Below are 17,592 nucleotides of genomic sequence, written 5' to 3'. Positions count from 1 at the left end.
GCGCTCAGCGCGCACCCATGCGCAGTGCGCCGTCGAGGCGGATGACCTCGCCGTTCAGCATGCTGTTTTCCAGGATATGACGCACCAGTGCGGCAAACTCCGCCGGATGCCCGAGACGCGGTGGGAAAGGCACGCTCTTACCGAGCGCCTCCCTGACCTCCGTCGGCATGCCGGCCATCATCGGCGTTTCGAATATGCCGGGGGCGATCGACACAGCGCGGATGCCGTGACGCGCAAGCTCGCGGGCGATCGGCAGCGTCATCGCGGCGACACCGCCCTTGGAGGCGGCGTAGGCTGCCTGACCGATCTGTCCGTCGAAAGCGGCGGCCGAAGCCGTATTAACGATCACGCCCCGCTCGCCCTCCGCATCCGGTTGCGCAGCCTGGATAGCGGCAGCGGCAAGCCGGATCATGTTGAAGGTGCCGATGAGATTGATGCCGATCGTTCGGACAAAGCTCTCCAGCCGGTGCGGGCCGTCACGCCCGATCACCTTTTCGGCCGGCGCCACGCCGGCGCAGTTGATAAGCCCACGAAGCGGCCCGAAGGCATCCGCGGCCGTGGCAATCACCGCCGCACCGTCCTCTTCATCGGTCACGTCGGCCTTGATGAAGCGCGCATCCTGTCCCAGCTCACGGGCGATCGCCTCGCCTGCTTCGAAATTGAGATCGGCGATCGTCACACGTCCCCCGGCTTCGACAAGCATACGTGCAGTCGCCGCCCCGAGCCCTGAGCCGCCGCCAGTAATGATGAAACTTGCGCCGCGGATTTGCACGGATCGCACCTCCCTGCCCGGCAGACATCTCCTCCAGAGTCCGCCCGAACAAGGATTCTATTCTCTCGCTCTATTGCAAGCGATGACAGAATTGCCTCATTATTTCGGCCAGTTTTGCCATATTGGTTACCGGAGTGAAGCAGCGATGGCCGAAATCGAGCGACGCATGATCGCACCGGGATTCGTCGAGGAAGCGCTCGACAGCCTGCGCCGTCTTGGGAAGCCGACGGCGCCTCTTCTGACCAAGCTCGGCCTGCCGCAGCGGATTGATCTACCGGTTTCGGCTGAGGCCTATGGTGCGCTGTGGCTGGCGATCGCCGCTGAACTCGATGACGAATTCTTCGGCATGGGCGCCCGACCAATGCGCAGCGGCAGTTTCACCCTGCTCTGCCATTGCGTGTTGCATGCGCCGACACTCGGCCATGCCCTGCGGCGAGCCTTGCGTTTCCTCGACGTGGTGCTGGACGATCCGCGTGGCACGCTCGTCGCCCGCGACGGGTTGGCTCAGATCGAGCTTCGCGACGCAGGCGAGCCGCGCTCCGCCTTCGCCTATCGTACCTACTGGATCATCCTGCATGGCATCATCTGCTGGCTTGTCGGCCGGCGTATCCCGATTCGTCTTGTCGATTTCCGATGCGAAGAACCGAACCAGGGCGCCGATTACCGGCTCTTTTTCGGTGCGCCGGTGCGCTTCTCGCAGCCGATCAGCCGGCTTGGCTTCGACAGCGTCCTGCTCGATCTGCCGATTTCGCGCAGCGAACAGGCATTGAAGCAGTTCCTCCGGGGGGCGCCCGCCAATATCCTCGTGCGCTATCGCTATGATGCCGGGATCGCTGCCGCCGTGCGCCGTCGTCTCTCGCAGACCTCTCCCACCGCCTGGTCGAGCTTTGAAACGCTCGCCAAGGACATGCGGATGCCGTCTTCGACACTCAGGCATCGCCTGCATGACGAGGGCCAGAGCTACGCCGGCATCAAGGACGATATCCGCCGCGATCTCGCGGTCAACATGCTTTTGAATACGTCGAAGACCATCGGCGAGATCGCCGTGCAGCTCGGCTATTCCGAACCGAGCGCCTTCTTTCGCGCTTTTCGGAAATGGATGGGTAAGAGCCCCGACGCCTTCCGCCGCGAGGAGGCGAAATCGGCACGGTGGGAATAGGCTTCGTGCGAGGGGAGCTTTGAAGCGGCAGCAACCCGCGCTACATATTGTAGCGGGAGGAATGCCATGTTTGATTTTTCGCTGGGCGAAACCGCGGACGCGATCCGCGAGGCGACGGCGCGATTTGCCGCCGATACGATTGCTCCGCTCGCAGCGGAGATCGATGAAAGCAATACGTTTCCACGCCAGCTCTGGCCACAGATGGGCGCGCTTGGTCTGCACGGGATCACCGTGGAAGAAGAATTTGGCGGTGCTGGTCTCGGCTATCTCGATCATGTCGTTGCCATGGAGGAGATCTCGCGTGCCTCGGCTTCCGTGGGCTTGAGCTACGGCGCGCATTCCAATCTCTGCGTCAACCAGCTCCGTCGCTGGGCGACATCAGAGCAGAAGCAACGCTATCTGCCGAAGCTGATTTCCGGCGAGCATGTCGGGTCGCTTGCCATGTCCGAAGCAGGCGCCGGCTCGGATGTCGTTTCCATGCGGCTCAAGGGCGAGCGCAAGGGTGATCGCTACATCCTGAACGGCACGAAGTTTTGGATCACCAATGCGCCGCATGCCGATGTGCTCATCGTTTATGCCAAGACCGATCCGACGGCTGGACCGAAAGGCATTTCGGCCTTCATCATCGAAAAGGGCATGCCTGGCTTCAGTGTTTCGAAGAAGCTTTCCAAGCTCGGCATGCGCGGCAGCGATACGGCGGAACTGGTCTTTCAGGACTGCGAGGTGCCGACAGAAGCACTGATGGGCCGAGAAGGCGACGGCGTGAAAATCCTGATGTCCGGCCTCGACTACGAGCGTGCCGTGCTCGCGGCCGGTCCGCTTGGCATCATGCAGGCCTGCCTCGACGTGGTGCTGCCCTATGTGCGGGAGCGCAAGCAGTTCGGCAAGCCGATCGGCGACTTCCAACTGATGCAGGGCAAGATCGCCGATATGTATGTCGCGCTGAATTCATCGCGCGCCTACGTCTATTCCGTTGCGCGTGCCTGCGATGCCGGTCGCACGACCCGCTCGGATGCGGCGGCCGCGATCCTCTTTGCCAGCGAAAATGCCGTGAAAGTGTCGCTGGAGGCGATCCAGGCGCTCGGCGGCGCCGGCTATACCAAGGAGTGGCCGGTCGAACGCTTCCTGCGCGATGCCAAGCTTTACGATATCGGCGCAGGGACCAACGAGATCCGCCGTTATCTGATCGGCCGGGAGCTCATCGCATCATGACGGTGATTTCCTCGGCAATCGATCGCGACAGCGAGACCTTCAAAGCCAATAGGATCAAGAACAAGGGACTGATCGACGAACTCTACGACCGCTCGGCCAAGACCCGCGAGGGCGGCTCGCAAGCGGCCCGCGAGCGCCACACGAGCAAGGGTAAGCTCTTGCCGCGCGACCGCATCCAGCTGCTGCTCGACGCCAGCAGCCCCTTCCTGGAGATCGGAACGCTGGCGGCGAACGGCATGTACCATGACGAGGCGCCGGGTGCCGGCATCATCACCGGGATCGGCCGCGTTTGCGGCCGCGAAGTGATGATCGTCGCCAATGATGCGACGGTGAAGGGTGGCGCCTATTTTCCTCTCACGGTCAAGAAACATCTGCGGGCACAGGAAATCGCTATGCAGAACCGGCTGCCCTGCATCTACCTTGTCGACAGTGGCGGCGCCAATCTCCCGCATCAGGCCGAGGTCTTTCCCGATCGCGATCATTTCGGAGCGATCTTCTACAATCAGGCACAGATGTCGGCCGAAGGCATTCCGCAGATTGCCTGCGTCATGGGAAGCTGCACGGCGGGCGGCGCCTATGTGCCCGCGATGTCGGACGAGACGATCATCGTGCGCAATCAGGGCACGATCTTTCTCGCAGGCCCGCCTCTGGTGAAGGCCGCGACGGGTGAGATCATTTCGGCCGAAGAGCTCGGAGGCGCCGAAACCCATGGCCGCCGTTCCGGCGTCGTCGATCACGTCGCCGAAAACGACGAGCATGCGCTTCTTCTCGTGCGCGACATCGTCGCCAGCCTCAATAGCGTGAAATCAGTCGATATCGATCTTCAGGCACCACGTCCGCCAAAACTCGATCCGGAGGATCTCAACGGCCTCATTCCCGAGGACGTCCGCTCGCCCTATGACGTTCGTGAGGTCATCGGCCGCATCGTCGATGGTTCGGAGCTGCATGAATTCAAGCCGCTCTATGGCACGACGCTGGTTTGCGGTTTTGCCCGTATCTGGGGCATGCCGGTTGCCATCATCGCCAATAACGGCGTGCTATTTTCCGAAAGCGCGCTGAAGGGTGCGCATTTCATCGAGCTTGCCTGCCAGCGCCGCGTGCCACTGCTGTTTCTGCAGAACATATCGGGCTTCATGGTCGGCGGCCGTTACGAGGCGGGCGGCATCGCGAAGGATGGGGCGAAGCTCGTCACCGCCGTTGCCACGGCCACGGTACCCAAGGTCACCGTCATCATCGGTGGCAGTTTCGGCGCCGGCAATTACGGCATGTGCGGCCGCGCCTATCGTCCACGTTTTCTCTTCACCTGGCCGAACAGCCGCATCAGCGTGATGGGCGGCGAGCAGGCAGCCTCCGTGCTTGCCACCATCCGCCGTGATGCGATGGAGGCACGCGGCGAAAGCTGGTCGGTCGAAGATGAAGAAGCCTTCAAGACGCCGATCCGCGCCGGCTACGAGGCCGAGGGCAATCCCTACTACGCCACCGCGCGTCTCTGGGACGACGGCATCATCGATCCCCGCCAGACGCGCGATGTATTGGGCCTTGCCTTCTCCGCCTGCCTGAATGCGCCGATCCCCAAAGGTCCTCGCTTCGGCATCTTCCGGATGTGAGGTGGCGCGATGATGGAAAGCTTGCTCATAGCCAACAGGGGCGAGATTGCCGGCCGGATCATCCGCACGGCGAAAGCCCTCGGCATCCGCACCATTGCCGTTTATTCGGAGGCCGATGCCAGTCTGCCCTTTGTGGCGGAGGCGGATGAGGCTCTTGCCATCGGCCCAGCGCCTGCTCGCGAGAGTTATCTTTCGCAGGAGCGCATTCTGGAGGCTGTCCGCAGAACAGGCGCGGCCGCAATCCATCCCGGCTATGGCTTCCTTTCAGAAAACGCCGAATTTGCCGAAGCCGTCGAGAATGCCGGCATTATCTGGGTCGGCGCACCCGCTGCCGCCATCCGCGCCATGGGATTGAAGGATGCTGCCAAGCAACTGATGCAGGCCGCCGGCGTGCCGGTTACGCCGGGCTATATGGGCGCGGATCAGAGCGGAGAAAGGCTTGCTGCCGAGGCCGATGCGACGGGCTATCCCGTGCTTATCAAAGCTGTCGCAGGCGGCGGCGGCAAAGGTATGCGCCGCGTCGACCGGCCGAAAGATTTCGCAGAACTGCTTGCCTCCTGCCGGCGCGAAGCGGCCTCGTCTTTCGGCGACGACCGCGTGCTGATCGAGCGCTATATCGCCAATCCGCGCCATATCGAGGTGCAGGTCTTTGCTGACCGCTTCGGCAATTGCGTCCACCTCTTCGAACGCGACTGCTCGCTGCAGCGCCGGCACCAGAAAGTGATCGAGGAGGCACCCGCCCCGGGCCTCGACGCCGCCACCCGCGCCTCAATCTGTGAGGCGGCGGTCAAGGCCGCGAAGGCGGTGAACTATATCGGAGCCGGCACCATCGAATTCATTGCCGATGCTTCGGAGGGCCTGCGCCCGGATCGCATCTGGTTCATGGAGATGAACACCAGGCTGCAGGTGGAGCACCCCGTCACCGAAACCATCACCGGTGAGGATCTCGTCCTCTGGCAGTTGAAGGTCGCCGCCGGCGAGCCGCTGCCGAAGGGGCAAGCTGATATCCACATGAACGGCTGGGCTTTCGAGGCTCGCCTTTACGCCGAGAACCCTGCCGCCGGCTATCTGCCTTCGATCGGCCGCCTGGATCATTTGCGCTTGCCGCAAAATGTCCGGGTCGACAGCGGCGTCGAGGAAGGCAACGAGATCACCGCCTTCTACGATCCGATGATCGCCAAGATCATCGCTCACGGCCCAAATCGTGACGCAGCCCTCACCAGGCTCGCAAGCGCCTGCGAAAGCATCGAAATCTGGCCGGTGAAGTCCAATGCCGGCCTGCTCGCCCGCATTGCCGCCGACGCGGATTTCCGCGCGGCAAAGCTCGATACGGGCTTTCTCGACCGTCACGGCGAAACCCTGCTGCCGAAGGGACCTGACGAGACGACTGTCGACAGAGCGGCGACAGTCTTGGCAGCAAAAGACGGGACCGATCCCTGGTCGTCCCTTGCCGGCCTGCGAATTGCGGGCACAAGCGATAGCCGCGCGCGCGTGCGCATCGGCGAACATCTCTATTGGGGATATGTCCGCCCAGAGCTCCACGCCAATGCCGTCAGGTCCGGCGATATCATTGTCCTCTTCGATAGCGGCAATGCCTGGCCGATCAGCGTTCCCGTTGCCAGCGAAGTCGAAGCGTATCAGGGCGCCGGCGATGGTGCGATCCTTTCGCCAATGCCGGGCCTCGTCATTTCCGTTGATGTCGCGGAGGGTGATCGCGTTGCCAAAGGCGACAGGCTGCTGACGGTTGAGGCGATGAAGATGGAACATACACTGCGCGCACCCTTTGACGGCATTGTCGGCAAATTGCCGATCTCCGTGGGCGCCCGGGTCTCGGAAAACCAGCTCGTCGTCAGCGTCATGAAGGAAGATCGCTGATGGCCGGCCGCTACTTCGATGAATGGACGGTCGGCGACCGAGTTACCCACGAAATCCGCCGCACGGTCACGGAAACCGACAACCTGCTCTTCACGACGCTCTCTCATAATCCGCAACCACTGCATCTCGATGCCGATTATGCGGCGGGTACGGAATTCGGCCGCATCGTCGTCAACGGCACCTTCACCTTCGGGCTCACCATCGGCCTCTCGGTCGGCGACACCACACTCGGCACGCTGATCGCCAATCTCGGCTACGACAAGGTGGTGATGCCGAAGCCGGTGTTCATCGGCGATACGCTTCGTGTAGAAACGGAAGTGACGGATCTCCGGCGTTCCAACTCGCGTCCCGATGCCGGGATCGTCACGTTCAAGCATATCACGCTGAATCAGCGAAACGAGATCGTTTGCCAGTGCCTGCGCACGGCCATGCTGCAGGTGAAGCCGTCATGAGGCTGCGCTCGCTGCTCTTCGTGCCCGGCGACAGGCCGGAACGTTTCGACAAGGCACTCGCCTGCGGCGCCGATGCCGTCATCCTCGATCTGGAAGATTCCGTTTCCGAGAAGAATAAGCCGCTGGCACGTGACGCCGTGCACGACTTCGTCACGCGCCGCGCAACCGATGCGACGCTTGTTATTCGCATCAATCCCCTCACCACGTCAGCCTGCGAAGACGATCTCGTTGCGCTCGGCGATATCAATCTCTTTGCGATCATGTTGCCGAAGGCCGAAGGCGCAGCTTCTGTGCTCCAGCTCGCAGGCCGCCTGTCATCCGCTGTCCTCATCCTGCCGATCGCAACAGAGACGCCCGCGGCCATCTTCGAAATCGGCAGCTACAGGGGTGTTGCCTCCCATCTCCTCGGGCTGACATGGGGTGCGGAAGATCTGCCTGCCGCCATCGGCGCTGCCACCGCCCGCGAGCCAGATGGGCGTTATACCACCCCCTATGAGCTCGCCCGCTCTCTGGTGCTGTTTGGCGCGCACGCCGCCGCGGTTCCTGCCATCGAGACTGTCTACCCGGACTTCCGCGATCTCGACGGTCTCGCAGCCTATGCTGGCCGCGCCCGGCGCGACGGTTTCTCGGGGATGATGGCGATCCATCCGAGCCAGGTCGAACCGATCAACCGAGCTTTTACACCGGACGCGGCGGAGATCGCCTGGGCAGAAAAAGTCGTGGCCGCCTTCGCCACTTCGCCGGATACCGGCGTCATTCAGATCGACGGGCGCATGCTCGATCTGCCGCATCTGAAACTCGCAAAACGCATTCTTGAGGCTGGAAAACTATCGAGTGTAGGGTGACTGGCATTAGGTCCAGTCGGGCGACCTGAGAAACTAGCAAGCGCAAGAACCGGATAGGCGGTTCGCTGACAACAGGAAGCGCCAAAAAAATAGGCAAAGTGATCGAAATGTCGTAAAATGGATGTTATAGGTCGTATCTTTACAATTCAACGCACAGCTGTGCAAAGCTATTTCGGAGATGGAATTCTTCTGACAGCAGGTTGTTTCTGCCTGTGGTTTCGAGAGATTTTTAAAATCGCTCTAATAATAACGGCTATCATTAGAATTTAATAGGCACCTTGGCTTTTCCTGTTTGATCTATATTTCGGATGTAAATGGAATATAGGCAATTGCCTTCAGCAGGCCGCGGAAAGTGAAGGCATCGATGTTCAGTGAAAATTGAAAAAAATTGGACGATGAATATTTTATGACAGAAAATTTCTACTCTGTTCATGTCATAGAAACTTCATTGGTTACCGCAAATTGAACCGGTTAATAGGGCGTGCGCTCAAGAGGGGGCGCGTCCTATTTTTCGAGGGTTCTCATGCAAGCCAAGCTTCTCGGCGCCGTAGGCGCCCTTCTCGCTTCAGCTTTCGTTGCTGCTGGTCCCGCCGCTGCTGCCGAAAAGACCAAGATCGACTTCTGGTTCGGCAACTCGGGCGACATCGCAAAACGCGTTCAGGAACAGTGCGACCGTTTCAACCAGTCCCAGGGCGACTACGAAGTCGTCTGCACCAGCCAGGGCTCCTACGACGCCTCGCTGCAGAACACGATCGCTGCCTTCCGCGCCGGCAAGCAGCCGACCATCGCTCAGGTTTCGGATGCCGGCACGCTCGACATCATGCTTTCGGGCGCCTACTACCCGGCCAATAAGCTCATGAAGGACATGGGCTACAATGTTGACTGGAACGACTACTTCTCCGGTATCGCCGGCTACTACGCAACGTCGAAGGGCGAGATGTACTCGTTCCCCTTCAACTCCTCGACGGCTCTGCTCTACTGGAACAAGGACGCCTTCGCCAAGATCGGCAAGGACCATGCTCCGGCGACCTGGAAGGAAGCAGGCGAAGACTTCAAGGCTCTGAAGGACGCAGGCTATGCTTGCCCGCTCGGCTTCGACATCTCCAACAACGAAGTCTGGCAGTACATCGAGCAATTCGAAGCCGTCAACGGCGAACCGATCGCTACCAAGAAGAACGGCTTTGAAGGCCTCGACGCCGAGCTGGTGTTCAACAAGAACCCGATGCTCGTCAACTTCGTCAAGGACCTGAAGGGCTGGTACGACGCCAAGGAAGCCGTCATCAAGAACAAGGCCGTTGGCCAGACCTTCGTCGAAGCCTTCGCTGCTGGCGACTGCCAAGTCATCCTGACCTCCGTTGGCGACCATGGCAACATCGGCCGTACCGCCAAGCAGGGCATGGACTGGGGCGTTTCCATGCTCCCGACCTATGGCGACGCGACCCGTCACAGCTCCTACGTCGGCGGCGCTTCGCTCTGGGTTCTGAAGGGTCATTCGGACGCGGAATACAAGGCTGCCGCGGCCTTCTTCAACTTCATCGCAAAGCCGGAAGAAGCCCTCACCTGGTCGACCGTTACCGGCTACATCCCGGTTCGCAACTCGGGCTTCGAATACCTGAAGAAGCAGGGCTTCTACGACAAGGCTCCCTATGCCGGTCGCGAACTCGCCATTCAGAGCCTGACCGCTTCCCCGGCTGGCGACACGTCTGCAAAGGGCATCCGTCTCGGTGGCCTGCTCCAGGTCCGCACCGAAATCGCGAACGGCCTGCAGGCAATCTTCGTCAACAATGCCGACGTACAGGCTTCGCTCGACTCTGCTGCTGACCGCGGCAACCAGCTCCTGCGTCGCTTCCAGCAGACCTACAAGGGCGTTCAGCTCCCCTAATCGACTGATACGAGCCGCACCCGGCCCGCTTCTGGCGCGCCGGGTGCGTCTTTGTACATTCCCTACCGGCTGCGGAAGCGATATCGCCGCCCACGCCAGAACCAAACCAGGACGAAAACGACCACTCATGGAAAAGCGCGTCACTTTCTCCTCGACGACGATCGGCCTTCTCTTCGCATTTCCGATGCTGCTGCTGATCTTCGTTTTCTTCTACTGGCCGAGCGCGCAGGCGCTTTACTGGGCGTTCACGCTCGAGCAGCCATGGGGCGGCGGCAACGCCTGGGTCGGTTTCGACAATTTCAAGCAGCTGCTGAGCGATCCTATCTATTGGGACTCCGTTACCCGCAGCATGATTTTCGGCTTCAGTTCGACCATTATCGCCATGGGGCTGGCGCTCATCCTGGCGCTTCTGACGGATCGTGAACTGCGCGGCCACAAAATCTACCGGTCAGTCTTCATCTGGCCTTATGCGATTGCCGCTCCCGCCCTCGGTCTTGCCTTCCGCTTCATCCTGGCGCCGGAGGCCGGTCTCCTATCGGTCATCAACCATGTCTGGCCCGGCCTCTGGAACCCCGCTCTCGACGGTAAGGATGCCATGATCGCGGTGATCGTCGCCTTTTCCTGGAAGTATATCGGCTACAATTTCATCTTCTTCCTTTCAGCGTTGCAGGGCATTCCGCGTTCGCTGATCGAGGCGGCCGCCATGGACGGCTCGGGGCCGCTGCGCCGCATGCGGGATATCCAGCTACCGCTGCTCACACCGACGCTGTTCTTCCTGCTCGTCATCAACATCACCGAGAGTTTCCAGGATTCCTTCGGCATCGTCGACGTGATGACCCAGGGCGGTCCGGCGCGCGCCACGGAACTCATGGTCTACAAGATCTATTTCGACGGCTTCAGAGGCCTCGATTATTCGGGTGCCGCAGCCCAATCCATGATCCTCATGGGGCTCGTCATCCTGCTCACCATTTTCCAGTTCCGCTTCATCGAGCGGCGCGTGCACTACAAGTGAGGTCGCGGACATGATCGAACGCACGCCAATATTCAATTTTGTCTGTTACACCTTGCTCGCACTCGGCCTGGTGATTGCGCTTCTGCCTTTCCTGATCGTCATCATTGCATCGACGCTCGATCTCGAGACCGTCAACCGCGTGCCGCTACCGCTGGTTCCAAGCAGCCATTTCTGGGAGAACGTGCAGACCGCCTGGGTTCGCGCCGATCTCGGCAACAAGTTGTTTCACAGCGTCATTTTCGCTGCCACGGTCGGCGCAGGCAAGGTCATCCTTTCCGCGATGGCAGCTTTCTCGATCGTCTATTTTCGCTTCCGCGGCCGCTATCTGATCTTCTGGATCATCTTCATCACGCTGATGCTGCCGCTCGAAGTGCGCATCGTGCCGACCTATTCGATCGCCGCCAATGCGCTTCAGCCCTTTCAGGCAATTCTCGATGTCACCGGTATTACGTGGCTGATCGCGCAGGTCACAGGCATCCAGATCAAGCTTGAATGGGGTCTCCTGAACTCCTATCCGGGCCTCGTGTTGCCGATGGTCGCCACTGCGACGGGTACCTTCCTCTATCGCCAGTTCTACCTGACGGTTCCGGACGAACTCGCCGAGGCATCGAAGATGGATGGCTCAGGCGCGATCCGCTTCTTCTGGGACGTACTGCTGCCTTTGTCTCGCCCGAACATGATTGCACTTTTCACCATCATGTTCGTCTGGGCCTGGAACCAGTACCTCTGGCCGCTGCTGATCACGACCGACCCGAATTTCGGCATCGCCGTTACCCAGCTCAAGACACTCATTCCCTCCGAATTCGGCCTGCCCGACTGGAACGTCGCCATGGCCGGAACATTGATCATCATGTCGCCGCCGCTGATCCTCGTCATCCTGATGCAGCGTTGGTTCGTGCGCGGCCTTATCTCCACCGAGAAGTGAAAGGAACAGACCCTTGGCACCGATCTCCATCCGTGGCGTGAAAAAGAACTATGGCAAGAACGCCGTCGTTCACGGCGTCGATCTCGAAATCCAGTCGGGCGAATTCATCGTCATCCTCGGTCCGTCCGGCTGCGGCAAGTCTACGCTGCTGCGCATGGTCGCGGGTCTCGAAGAAATTACCGGTGGCGAAATCGCCATCGATGGCCGCGTCGTCAACCAACTCGAGCCGCGTGAACGTGGCTGCGCGATGGTGTTCCAGAACTATGCGCTTTACCCGCATATGAGCGTTGCCGAGAATATCGGCTATGCGCTGAAGGTCGCCGGTGTGCCGAAGGCCGAACGCGATCGTCGCATCGCCGACGTGGCCAAGGCACTCAGCCTCGAGCCCTTCCTCGAGCGCCGGCCGGCCGCCCTTTCCGGCGGCCAGCGCCAGCGCGTCGCCATGGGCCGCGCCATGATCCGAGAGCCGAAGGTCTTCCTCTTCGACGAGCCGCTGTCGAACCTCGATGCCAAGCTGCGTATCGCCATGCGCGCGGAAATCCGCCGCCTGCATCGCCGTCTCGGCGCCACTTCGATCTTCGTGACGCACGACCAGAACGAGGCCATGACACTGGCCGACCGCATCATCGTCATGAATGCCGGCAATGTCGAACAGGTCGGCACACCGGAAGAGGTCTATCACTATCCGGCAAGCCGCTTCGTCGCCGGCTTCGTCGGTACGCCGGCAATGAACCTGCTGGAAGGCCGCGTCAACGAAAACGGCGTCTTCATCTATGACGAAGGCCGCACCGTGACGCTCCCCGCCGAGCGCGGCAAGCAGCTTGCCGGCCAGCGCGTCGTTCTCGGCGTGCGCGCCGAAGCCGCCCGCCTCGTCTCTCCAGATGCACCGGGGGCACTCGTTGCGACCGCCGACTTCATCGAAGAACTCGGCGCCAGCCGCGTCGTGCATGCCGATTTCGATGGCTTGCCCTTTGCCGTCGCCATGACCGGATCGGTCTCGCTGAAGACTGGCGACCGGATCGGCATCGCAATCGACCAGGATAAGATCCATCTCTATTCGGCCGATACTGGCAAAGTTCTCGTCGCGCCGGCACGCAACAACGCCGTGACCATCAACGCCTGAGCCTGATGCAGATGAAGAGCTTTCTTGATCTCGCCAGGGGCGATCGTAACCTGCTTGCGGCCGCCGTACAGGCGCTTGCCGTGCCCTCAGCGACTTTCTTCGATGAGGCGCGTGCTGCCGAACCGACACAGACCGAGCACGACAGGCTTGCGGCGACCCTGCCGGCGCTGTCGACGATCGAAGTCGTAAGGACTGCCAATGACGCCAGCATCGGTGCCGGTCTTGTCATCGCTGCTTGGAACGCCGAACGCCTGAAATATCATGCTCCTTCCGTGGAGCTCATCCGCAAGAGCGACGCCGATATCCTGTTGCTCACGGAGGCTGATCTCGGCACGGCGCGCGCCGGCAACCGGCACACTGTTGCCGACCTCGCCCGCGATCTCGGCATGTCCTATGCTTTTGGCGTGGAATTCGTGGAACTTGGTCTCGGAGATTCTCGTGAGCGTGAATGGCATAAGGGCGAGACGAACGCCGCCGGCTTCCACGGCAATGCGCTGCTCTCCCGCTTGCCGTTGCTGAATGCAGCATTGATCCGTCTCGATGACGGCGGCACATGGTGGACGGATGCGAAGGACGGGCAGGGTCGGATCGGCGGCCGCATGGCAATCGCGGCCAAAATAGAAACCGCATTCGGGCCGATTCTTGCAGTTAGCGTGCATCTGGAAAGTAAGACTGACATCGCGGATCGGGCAAGGCAGACAAAAAGGCTGATCGCCGCAGTCGAAAAGCTCGCCGATGGCTTGCCTGTCGTTTTGGGTGGCGATTTCAACACCAATATTCTTCCCGAGGGATCGCGTGAACCTGAAGCGCACGAACCGCTTTTCGGTCTCCTCGCAGAAGCCGGTTATCACTGGGACGCTGCCAATGACTTCGCGCTCACGCAGCGCACCCGCCCCGACGGGACGCCGCAGCCGCCTTTCGCCCGCCTCGACTGGCTGTTTACCCGCAGCCTTTCGGCAAGCGACGCCATGACTGTTGCTGCCGTCGACGCAGACGGAGCAGCAATCTCCGATCACGAATTGATCAAGGCCCATTTTTCCGCGCTCTGAGCCGCCCGAGGCAAAGGAATCCAGCGGCGGATCAATGGTGACGGTGGTCCGCAGTCACTTCTGTGGAAACCTTTCATGAAGTGTTGTATTCACGCACTAGCGGGGACGCTTTAGGCGTTGCTAACATTTCGAGGACTGGCGGGGGCCGGCTGCAAGCGTTCGACGAGGGGTCGCTTGCTCAAATGGGATGGCTGCGCGTTGCGGACTGCAGCCATCCCATACTCGCTCAGCCGAAAAGCCCATCGCATCGGGCAATGCGGGCCCGATGAGAACCTCCCAAAACAAATCACACTCCTGGCGAAACCTCCAGGCGGCTTTTTTTTGCAAATTGGTTCGCTTGTCGGTCGATCATGATCCGACACGGGAAACTCGTGGCGGCGCGGTTCCTTTTGCCAATCGCGGAACAGTCGGATCGCACCATCGTTATGTTCGCAGCAAATGGAGGACGACATGTCTAACGTGTCACGAACAGGAAACGACAAGATCAACAACGCGACAAATCCGAACACGTTTGGGCGTTCGGTCGAGAGCAAGGCGCAAATAGAAGACGCGGCGATGGAAAGTTCAACGCTCCCGGCAGGCGAGCCCCTGGGTATCTATCGACTTGAACCGATCGCAGCGGCAGACGATCCGAGATGGGAAAACTCGCCGGGCCATGGCGTCGTGGTGGTCGCAGCAAGAACGGCGGGTGATGCCCGGATCGTAGCGGCTGGGCGCGAGCTCGACTTCATGGAGGTCGACGCGGCGCCCGCCGACGATGTGACCACGACGCATGCGAGCGCGTTTCGCGATGACAAGCTTTACACAGTCGTCGAGATCGATCGCAATCGCACGGATGTCGTGCGAGGTGTAATTGAAGGCGATATCTCGGTTGATACGATCAGGCCTGTGCAACCCGATTGAGCAAAGCAACCCCGGTATTTCACGATGCTGGCTCTCAGGCTCGCTTCCGTGAGCAAGCTTGGTTTTCCATGGCTCCCGATGAATCCGCTATTTCATTCGGTGCATCGGCCCGCCAGCGGCTTCACGCAAGCTCAAGGCCTTCGACGTTCATTCGCGGCTGGCGCCATGGGCTGATGGGCAGGGATCGGCGTGCGGGCCGCATATTCCATGGAACTTCGATTATCGCGGGTTGTTTTCACCTGGATCGGAGAACCCCCATGGCATCGATGACAAAAGAAGAGCTGTCGAAGCATCTGAAGAAGCTGGATTTCTGCATGTTTTCGACACGTGGAGCCTCGAACCGGATCAGCACTCGGCCGATGAGCAACAATGGCGATGTGGAATACGACGGGGATTCCTGGTTCTTTTCCTATACGGATACCCGCAAGATATCTGACATTCGGAAAGACAACGCGGTGCAGCTGACCTTCACCGCGCCGCCGCATCTGCTCGGCAAACCGGGCATATTCATCGCGATCGATGGTAACGCGTCGATCATCGAGGACGTCTCGGAATTCGAGCGACATTGGGTCAAGGAACTGGAACGATGGTTTCCCGAGGGCACCCAGACGCCTGGGCTTGCCTTGATCAAGGTTGCGGCACGTTCAATCCAATATTGGGACGGTGAAGAAAACGGTAAAGTCGAGGTCTGAGATCCGCAAGCGATGGCTCACCGACGCTGATAGTGCCGTCGGCGGCAGCAGCAATTGGCGCCCAATTTGTGCCAGGCCAATCTACAGACGAGCTATTGCCTCCCCAAGCTCCTTGCGAAGCTTTTCAAGCCGATCTCGCGCCTCGTTCCTTTGCGCCCGCAACGCCTTGATCGACTTCTCCTGTTCCGTCAGGTCCTGAAGGAACTGCTGCTTGAGCGGCGTGTCGCCCACAGAGGAAAGCAAGCCTGAAATCCGTGAGGATTCCGACGTTGCGTCTTCAATTGCCTGCATAACCGTGGACAGGTCCCTCTCCGCTTCCTTTTGTGCCTTCCTTGCCGTCACAAGACCCTGAAGTTTCGAGGCGATTTCCGGAGACGGCCCTTCATCGAGCCATTGCAGGATCACAGTGTCGTCGATGTCGGCGATCGCCTGCGTCTCGCTCTCGGCCATGCGCCATTCGATGGTCGTCGAAACCTTCTTGCCCGCAGGGACGATCACAGTTGCCCGCGCACCTTGCGGTGTCTCTTCCACGCCTTCGGACTTAACCAGTTCCCATCCTGCCGTGCCCGGGTCTTCCGCGACAAACGTCCTGTCGGCATCAGCGCCCCAGACGGAGAAGGTCTTTCGCAGCCATCGCTCCAGCGTGGCCTCGAGATAGCCGTCTTTTACGATGACAGTTCGAAAGGAACTGGATATGGCGCTTGCCACCTCCTGCTCGATCTTCTGATCGGCGGCAAACGTCGCCTTTTCCACGCCGCCCGGCTTCACATTGCCTATGCGTGCGTCGCCGACATAACGCCCTTTTTCATCATAGACTGCAGCCACCGCCGGCGGCAGCGAGGTCCCCGTGTCGTTGGTGAGCACGAGGGCTGCATCCGGATGTTGCGCTCCATCGCGATAGAGAGCGACGAACTCCGCCTTGATCTCGCGATCCAAGATCGGCACCGAAATCGTCTCGCCGTTCTTCAGGTCGTATGTGCCTGGAAGATCGAAATTTGCCACCACGTCACTCTCGTCGGCAGTCGCAGCGATGGTAGCGGCCGGAGCAGCCATAACGGGAGCAGAGGCCTCGGCCTCCGGCTTGTTCAGCAACGCTCCACCAACCACGGCACGTTTGGCACCTGCTACATCCAGATAGGCGCTCGATACGTCCACGCGCGACGGCCACGTTCTTGCGTACAATCTCTGGCGAAGCGTCACGGGCTTTCCCGATGTCAAGGATATGGAAACCCCGCGCCAGTCTTCGCCGGATGCATTCTCCAGGACGGCCCACGCCTGCAACCGCGCTTTGCCCTTGGCATCGACAATAATCCTGTAGGACGGTTTCCAGAGCGGCGCTGCGACAACGTAGGAGATGTCCACGGCCGACGACGCCTTGCCATCAAGCGCGATGGTGACCGCACGCGTCCCCTGCAACCCATCGCTCGACAGCAATTCCGCCGCCCGGGCAATCATTTCGGCGTCTTTGGGATCGTCGAGTTTGTAGGCCATGGCGCCACCGATCTCGGCAACGTCAAAGGCACCGCTGTCAAGCATCACGATCAACCGCGCACGCTGCTTTTCGGTAGCGGGCTCCACGCCGACGATGCGGCCCTTTACCCCGTTCGCAGAGACAGGTGCGCCTCTGAGAGCCCGCAACACCCCGGCCGCGGAATCCAGATCCTGTGGCTTGATCGGTAATATCTTGAACGTCTCGTCCACCATGCCCGGCCCGGTGGTCGAAAGGCCCTTCACGGGCGCCGGTCCCGATACGACGAGGGTCTTCAGGAAGTCATCCATCTGGTCTGTCGGCACCTCGACGATAGCGTTGCCGTCGTCCCGGACATCAAGGGTACGCACATACTCGGCGACGCCGCCGGAAGACAGCCGGATCGACTTGATCGTTCCGGTTTGCGCGAATGCGGTTGTTGACAGCAGTACGGCGGTAAGTGCCGCGCAGACAGCGGATGTGTATTTCATATGGCCCCCCTCGGCGTTCAATCCTGCACGAGAATGAGCGTAAAAAAGGGGCGGCATTTCGGCATGCAATGCTTTTACGGCCGCTATCGGCTGACCTGTTCGGCGGCGTCACCGGGTCTCCGTCG

At 60.5% G+C, this 17,592-nt stretch carries 15 protein-coding genes; 13 read left to right on the top strand and 2 right to left on the bottom strand.

Annotated elements, in window-relative coordinates:
* Positions 1–4: 4 nt before the first annotated feature.
* Positions 5–772: a 3-hydroxyacyl-CoA dehydrogenase gene (locus FHT78_RS08375; protein ID WP_183742477.1), complete on the bottom strand. Its 768-nt coding sequence runs from the start codon at positions 770–772 to the stop codon at positions 5–7.
* Positions 773–854: 82 nt separating this feature from the next.
* On the opposite strand from FHT78_RS08375, the gene FHT78_RS08370 reads away from it, so the two are divergent.
* The 13 genes from FHT78_RS08370 (at position 855) to FHT78_RS08310 (ending at position 15,508) form a co-directional block, all read left to right on the top strand.
* Positions 855–1,931 carry an AraC family transcriptional regulator gene (locus FHT78_RS08370; RefSeq protein WP_183742475.1) on the top strand — a complete coding sequence of 359 codons (1,077 nt, stop codon included), beginning with the start codon at positions 855–857 and terminating at the stop codon, positions 1,929–1,931.
* A gap of 66 nt (positions 1,932–1,997) precedes the next feature.
* A complete protein-coding gene (locus FHT78_RS08365; RefSeq protein WP_183742473.1) occupies positions 1,998–3,143 on the top strand; it encodes an isovaleryl-CoA dehydrogenase in 1,146 nt (381 codons plus the stop codon).
* Complete coding sequence (locus FHT78_RS08360) at positions 3,140–4,750, top strand: carboxyl transferase domain-containing protein (RefSeq protein WP_183742471.1); 1,611 nt, start codon at positions 3,140–3,142, stop codon at positions 4,748–4,750. The genes FHT78_RS08365 and FHT78_RS08360 overlap by 4 nt, the downstream gene beginning before the upstream one ends.
* 9 nt (positions 4,751–4,759) lie before the next feature.
* On the top strand, positions 4,760–6,625 hold the full coding sequence (locus FHT78_RS08355; protein ID WP_183742470.1) for an acetyl/propionyl/methylcrotonyl-CoA carboxylase subunit alpha: 1,866 nt from the start codon (positions 4,760–4,762) through the stop codon (positions 6,623–6,625).
* Positions 6,625–7,077: a MaoC family dehydratase gene (locus tag FHT78_RS08350; RefSeq protein ID WP_183742468.1), complete on the top strand. Its 453-nt coding sequence runs from the start codon at positions 6,625–6,627 to the stop codon at positions 7,075–7,077. The genes FHT78_RS08355 and FHT78_RS08350 overlap by 1 nt, the downstream gene beginning before the upstream one ends.
* Entirely contained in the window at positions 7,074–7,922 is an 849-nt protein-coding gene (locus FHT78_RS08345) for a CoA ester lyase (protein ID WP_183742467.1), read from the top strand. The genes FHT78_RS08350 and FHT78_RS08345 overlap by 4 nt, the downstream gene beginning before the upstream one ends.
* A gap of 523 nt (positions 7,923–8,445) precedes the next feature.
* On the top strand, positions 8,446–9,804 hold the full coding sequence (locus tag FHT78_RS08340; protein WP_183742465.1) for an extracellular solute-binding protein: 1,359 nt from the start codon (positions 8,446–8,448) through the stop codon (positions 9,802–9,804).
* 127 nt (positions 9,805–9,931) lie between these two features.
* The gene (locus tag FHT78_RS08335) at positions 9,932–10,816 is read left to right on the top strand and encodes a sugar ABC transporter permease (RefSeq protein ID WP_183742462.1); all 885 of its coding nucleotides are present in this window, start codon (positions 9,932–9,934) and stop codon (positions 10,814–10,816) included.
* Between the two features lie 10 nt (positions 10,817–10,826).
* Positions 10,827–11,741: an ABC transporter permease subunit gene (locus tag FHT78_RS08330; RefSeq protein ID WP_183742460.1), complete on the top strand. Its 915-nt coding sequence runs from the start codon at positions 10,827–10,829 to the stop codon at positions 11,739–11,741.
* 13 nt (positions 11,742–11,754) lie between these two features.
* Entirely contained in the window at positions 11,755–12,864 is a 1,110-nt protein-coding gene (gene ugpC, locus FHT78_RS08325) for a sn-glycerol-3-phosphate ABC transporter ATP-binding protein UgpC (RefSeq protein ID WP_183742458.1), read from the top strand.
* Positions 12,865–12,875: 11 nt separating this feature from the next.
* Positions 12,876–13,913: an endonuclease/exonuclease/phosphatase family protein gene (locus FHT78_RS08320; protein WP_183742457.1), complete on the top strand. Its 1,038-nt coding sequence runs from the start codon at positions 12,876–12,878 to the stop codon at positions 13,911–13,913.
* Positions 13,914–14,363: 450 nt separating this feature from the next.
* Positions 14,364–14,816 carry a hypothetical protein gene (locus FHT78_RS08315; RefSeq protein ID WP_246715193.1) on the top strand — a complete coding sequence of 151 codons (453 nt, stop codon included), beginning with the start codon at positions 14,364–14,366 and terminating at the stop codon, positions 14,814–14,816.
* Between the two features lie 257 nt (positions 14,817–15,073).
* Positions 15,074–15,508, top strand: a complete 435-nt coding sequence (locus FHT78_RS08310; protein WP_183743448.1) for a pyridoxamine 5'-phosphate oxidase family protein — start codon at positions 15,074–15,076, stop codon at positions 15,506–15,508.
* An 81-nt stretch (positions 15,509–15,589) separates the two neighbouring features.
* Here the strand turns inward: FHT78_RS08310 and FHT78_RS08305 are convergent, their stop codons facing one another.
* Positions 15,590–17,467, bottom strand: a complete 1,878-nt coding sequence (locus FHT78_RS08305) for a DUF4139 domain-containing protein (protein WP_183742453.1) — start codon at positions 17,465–17,467, stop codon at positions 15,590–15,592.
* Between the last annotated feature and the right edge of the window lie 125 nt (positions 17,468–17,592).

Origin of the sequence: Rhizobium sp. BK196, assembly GCF_014193255.1 — a bacterium.
Lineage (GTDB): Bacteria > Pseudomonadota > Alphaproteobacteria > Rhizobiales > Rhizobiaceae > Rhizobium.
Note: the sequence above shows the minus strand (reverse complement) of the source record. Positions and strands in the feature narration are given on the sequence as shown.

Excerpts from the sequence above, each read along its gene's own strand:
- FHT78_RS08370 (WP_183742475.1), top strand. The coding sequence starts at position 855 with ATGACAGAATTGCCTCATTATTTCGGCCAGTTTTGCCATATTGGTTAC.
- FHT78_RS08365 (WP_183742473.1), top strand. The coding sequence starts at position 1,998 with ATGTTTGATTTTTCGCTGGGCGAAACCGCGGACGCGATCCGCGAGGCG.
- FHT78_RS08360 (WP_183742471.1), top strand. The coding sequence starts at position 3,140 with ATGACGGTGATTTCCTCGGCAATCGATCGCGACAGCGAGACCTTCAAA.
- FHT78_RS08355 (WP_183742470.1), top strand. The coding sequence starts at position 4,760 with ATGATGGAAAGCTTGCTCATAGCCAACAGGGGCGAGATTGCCGGCCGG.
- FHT78_RS08350 (WP_183742468.1), top strand. The coding sequence starts at position 6,625 with ATGGCCGGCCGCTACTTCGATGAATGGACGGTCGGCGACCGAGTTACC.
- FHT78_RS08345 (WP_183742467.1), top strand. The coding sequence starts at position 7,074 with ATGAGGCTGCGCTCGCTGCTCTTCGTGCCCGGCGACAGGCCGGAACGT.
- FHT78_RS08340 (WP_183742465.1), top strand. The coding sequence starts at position 8,446 with ATGCAAGCCAAGCTTCTCGGCGCCGTAGGCGCCCTTCTCGCTTCAGCT.
- FHT78_RS08335 (WP_183742462.1), top strand. The coding sequence starts at position 9,932 with ATGGAAAAGCGCGTCACTTTCTCCTCGACGACGATCGGCCTTCTCTTC.
- FHT78_RS08330 (WP_183742460.1), top strand. The coding sequence starts at position 10,827 with ATGATCGAACGCACGCCAATATTCAATTTTGTCTGTTACACCTTGCTC.
- FHT78_RS08320 (WP_183742457.1), top strand. The coding sequence starts at position 12,876 with ATGAAGAGCTTTCTTGATCTCGCCAGGGGCGATCGTAACCTGCTTGCG.
- FHT78_RS08315 (WP_246715193.1), top strand. The coding sequence starts at position 14,364 with ATGTCTAACGTGTCACGAACAGGAAACGACAAGATCAACAACGCGACA.
- FHT78_RS08310 (WP_183743448.1), top strand. The coding sequence starts at position 15,074 with ATGGCATCGATGACAAAAGAAGAGCTGTCGAAGCATCTGAAGAAGCTG.
- FHT78_RS08305 (WP_183742453.1), bottom strand. The coding sequence starts at position 17,467 with ATGAAATACACATCCGCTGTCTGCGCGGCACTTACCGCCGTACTGCTG.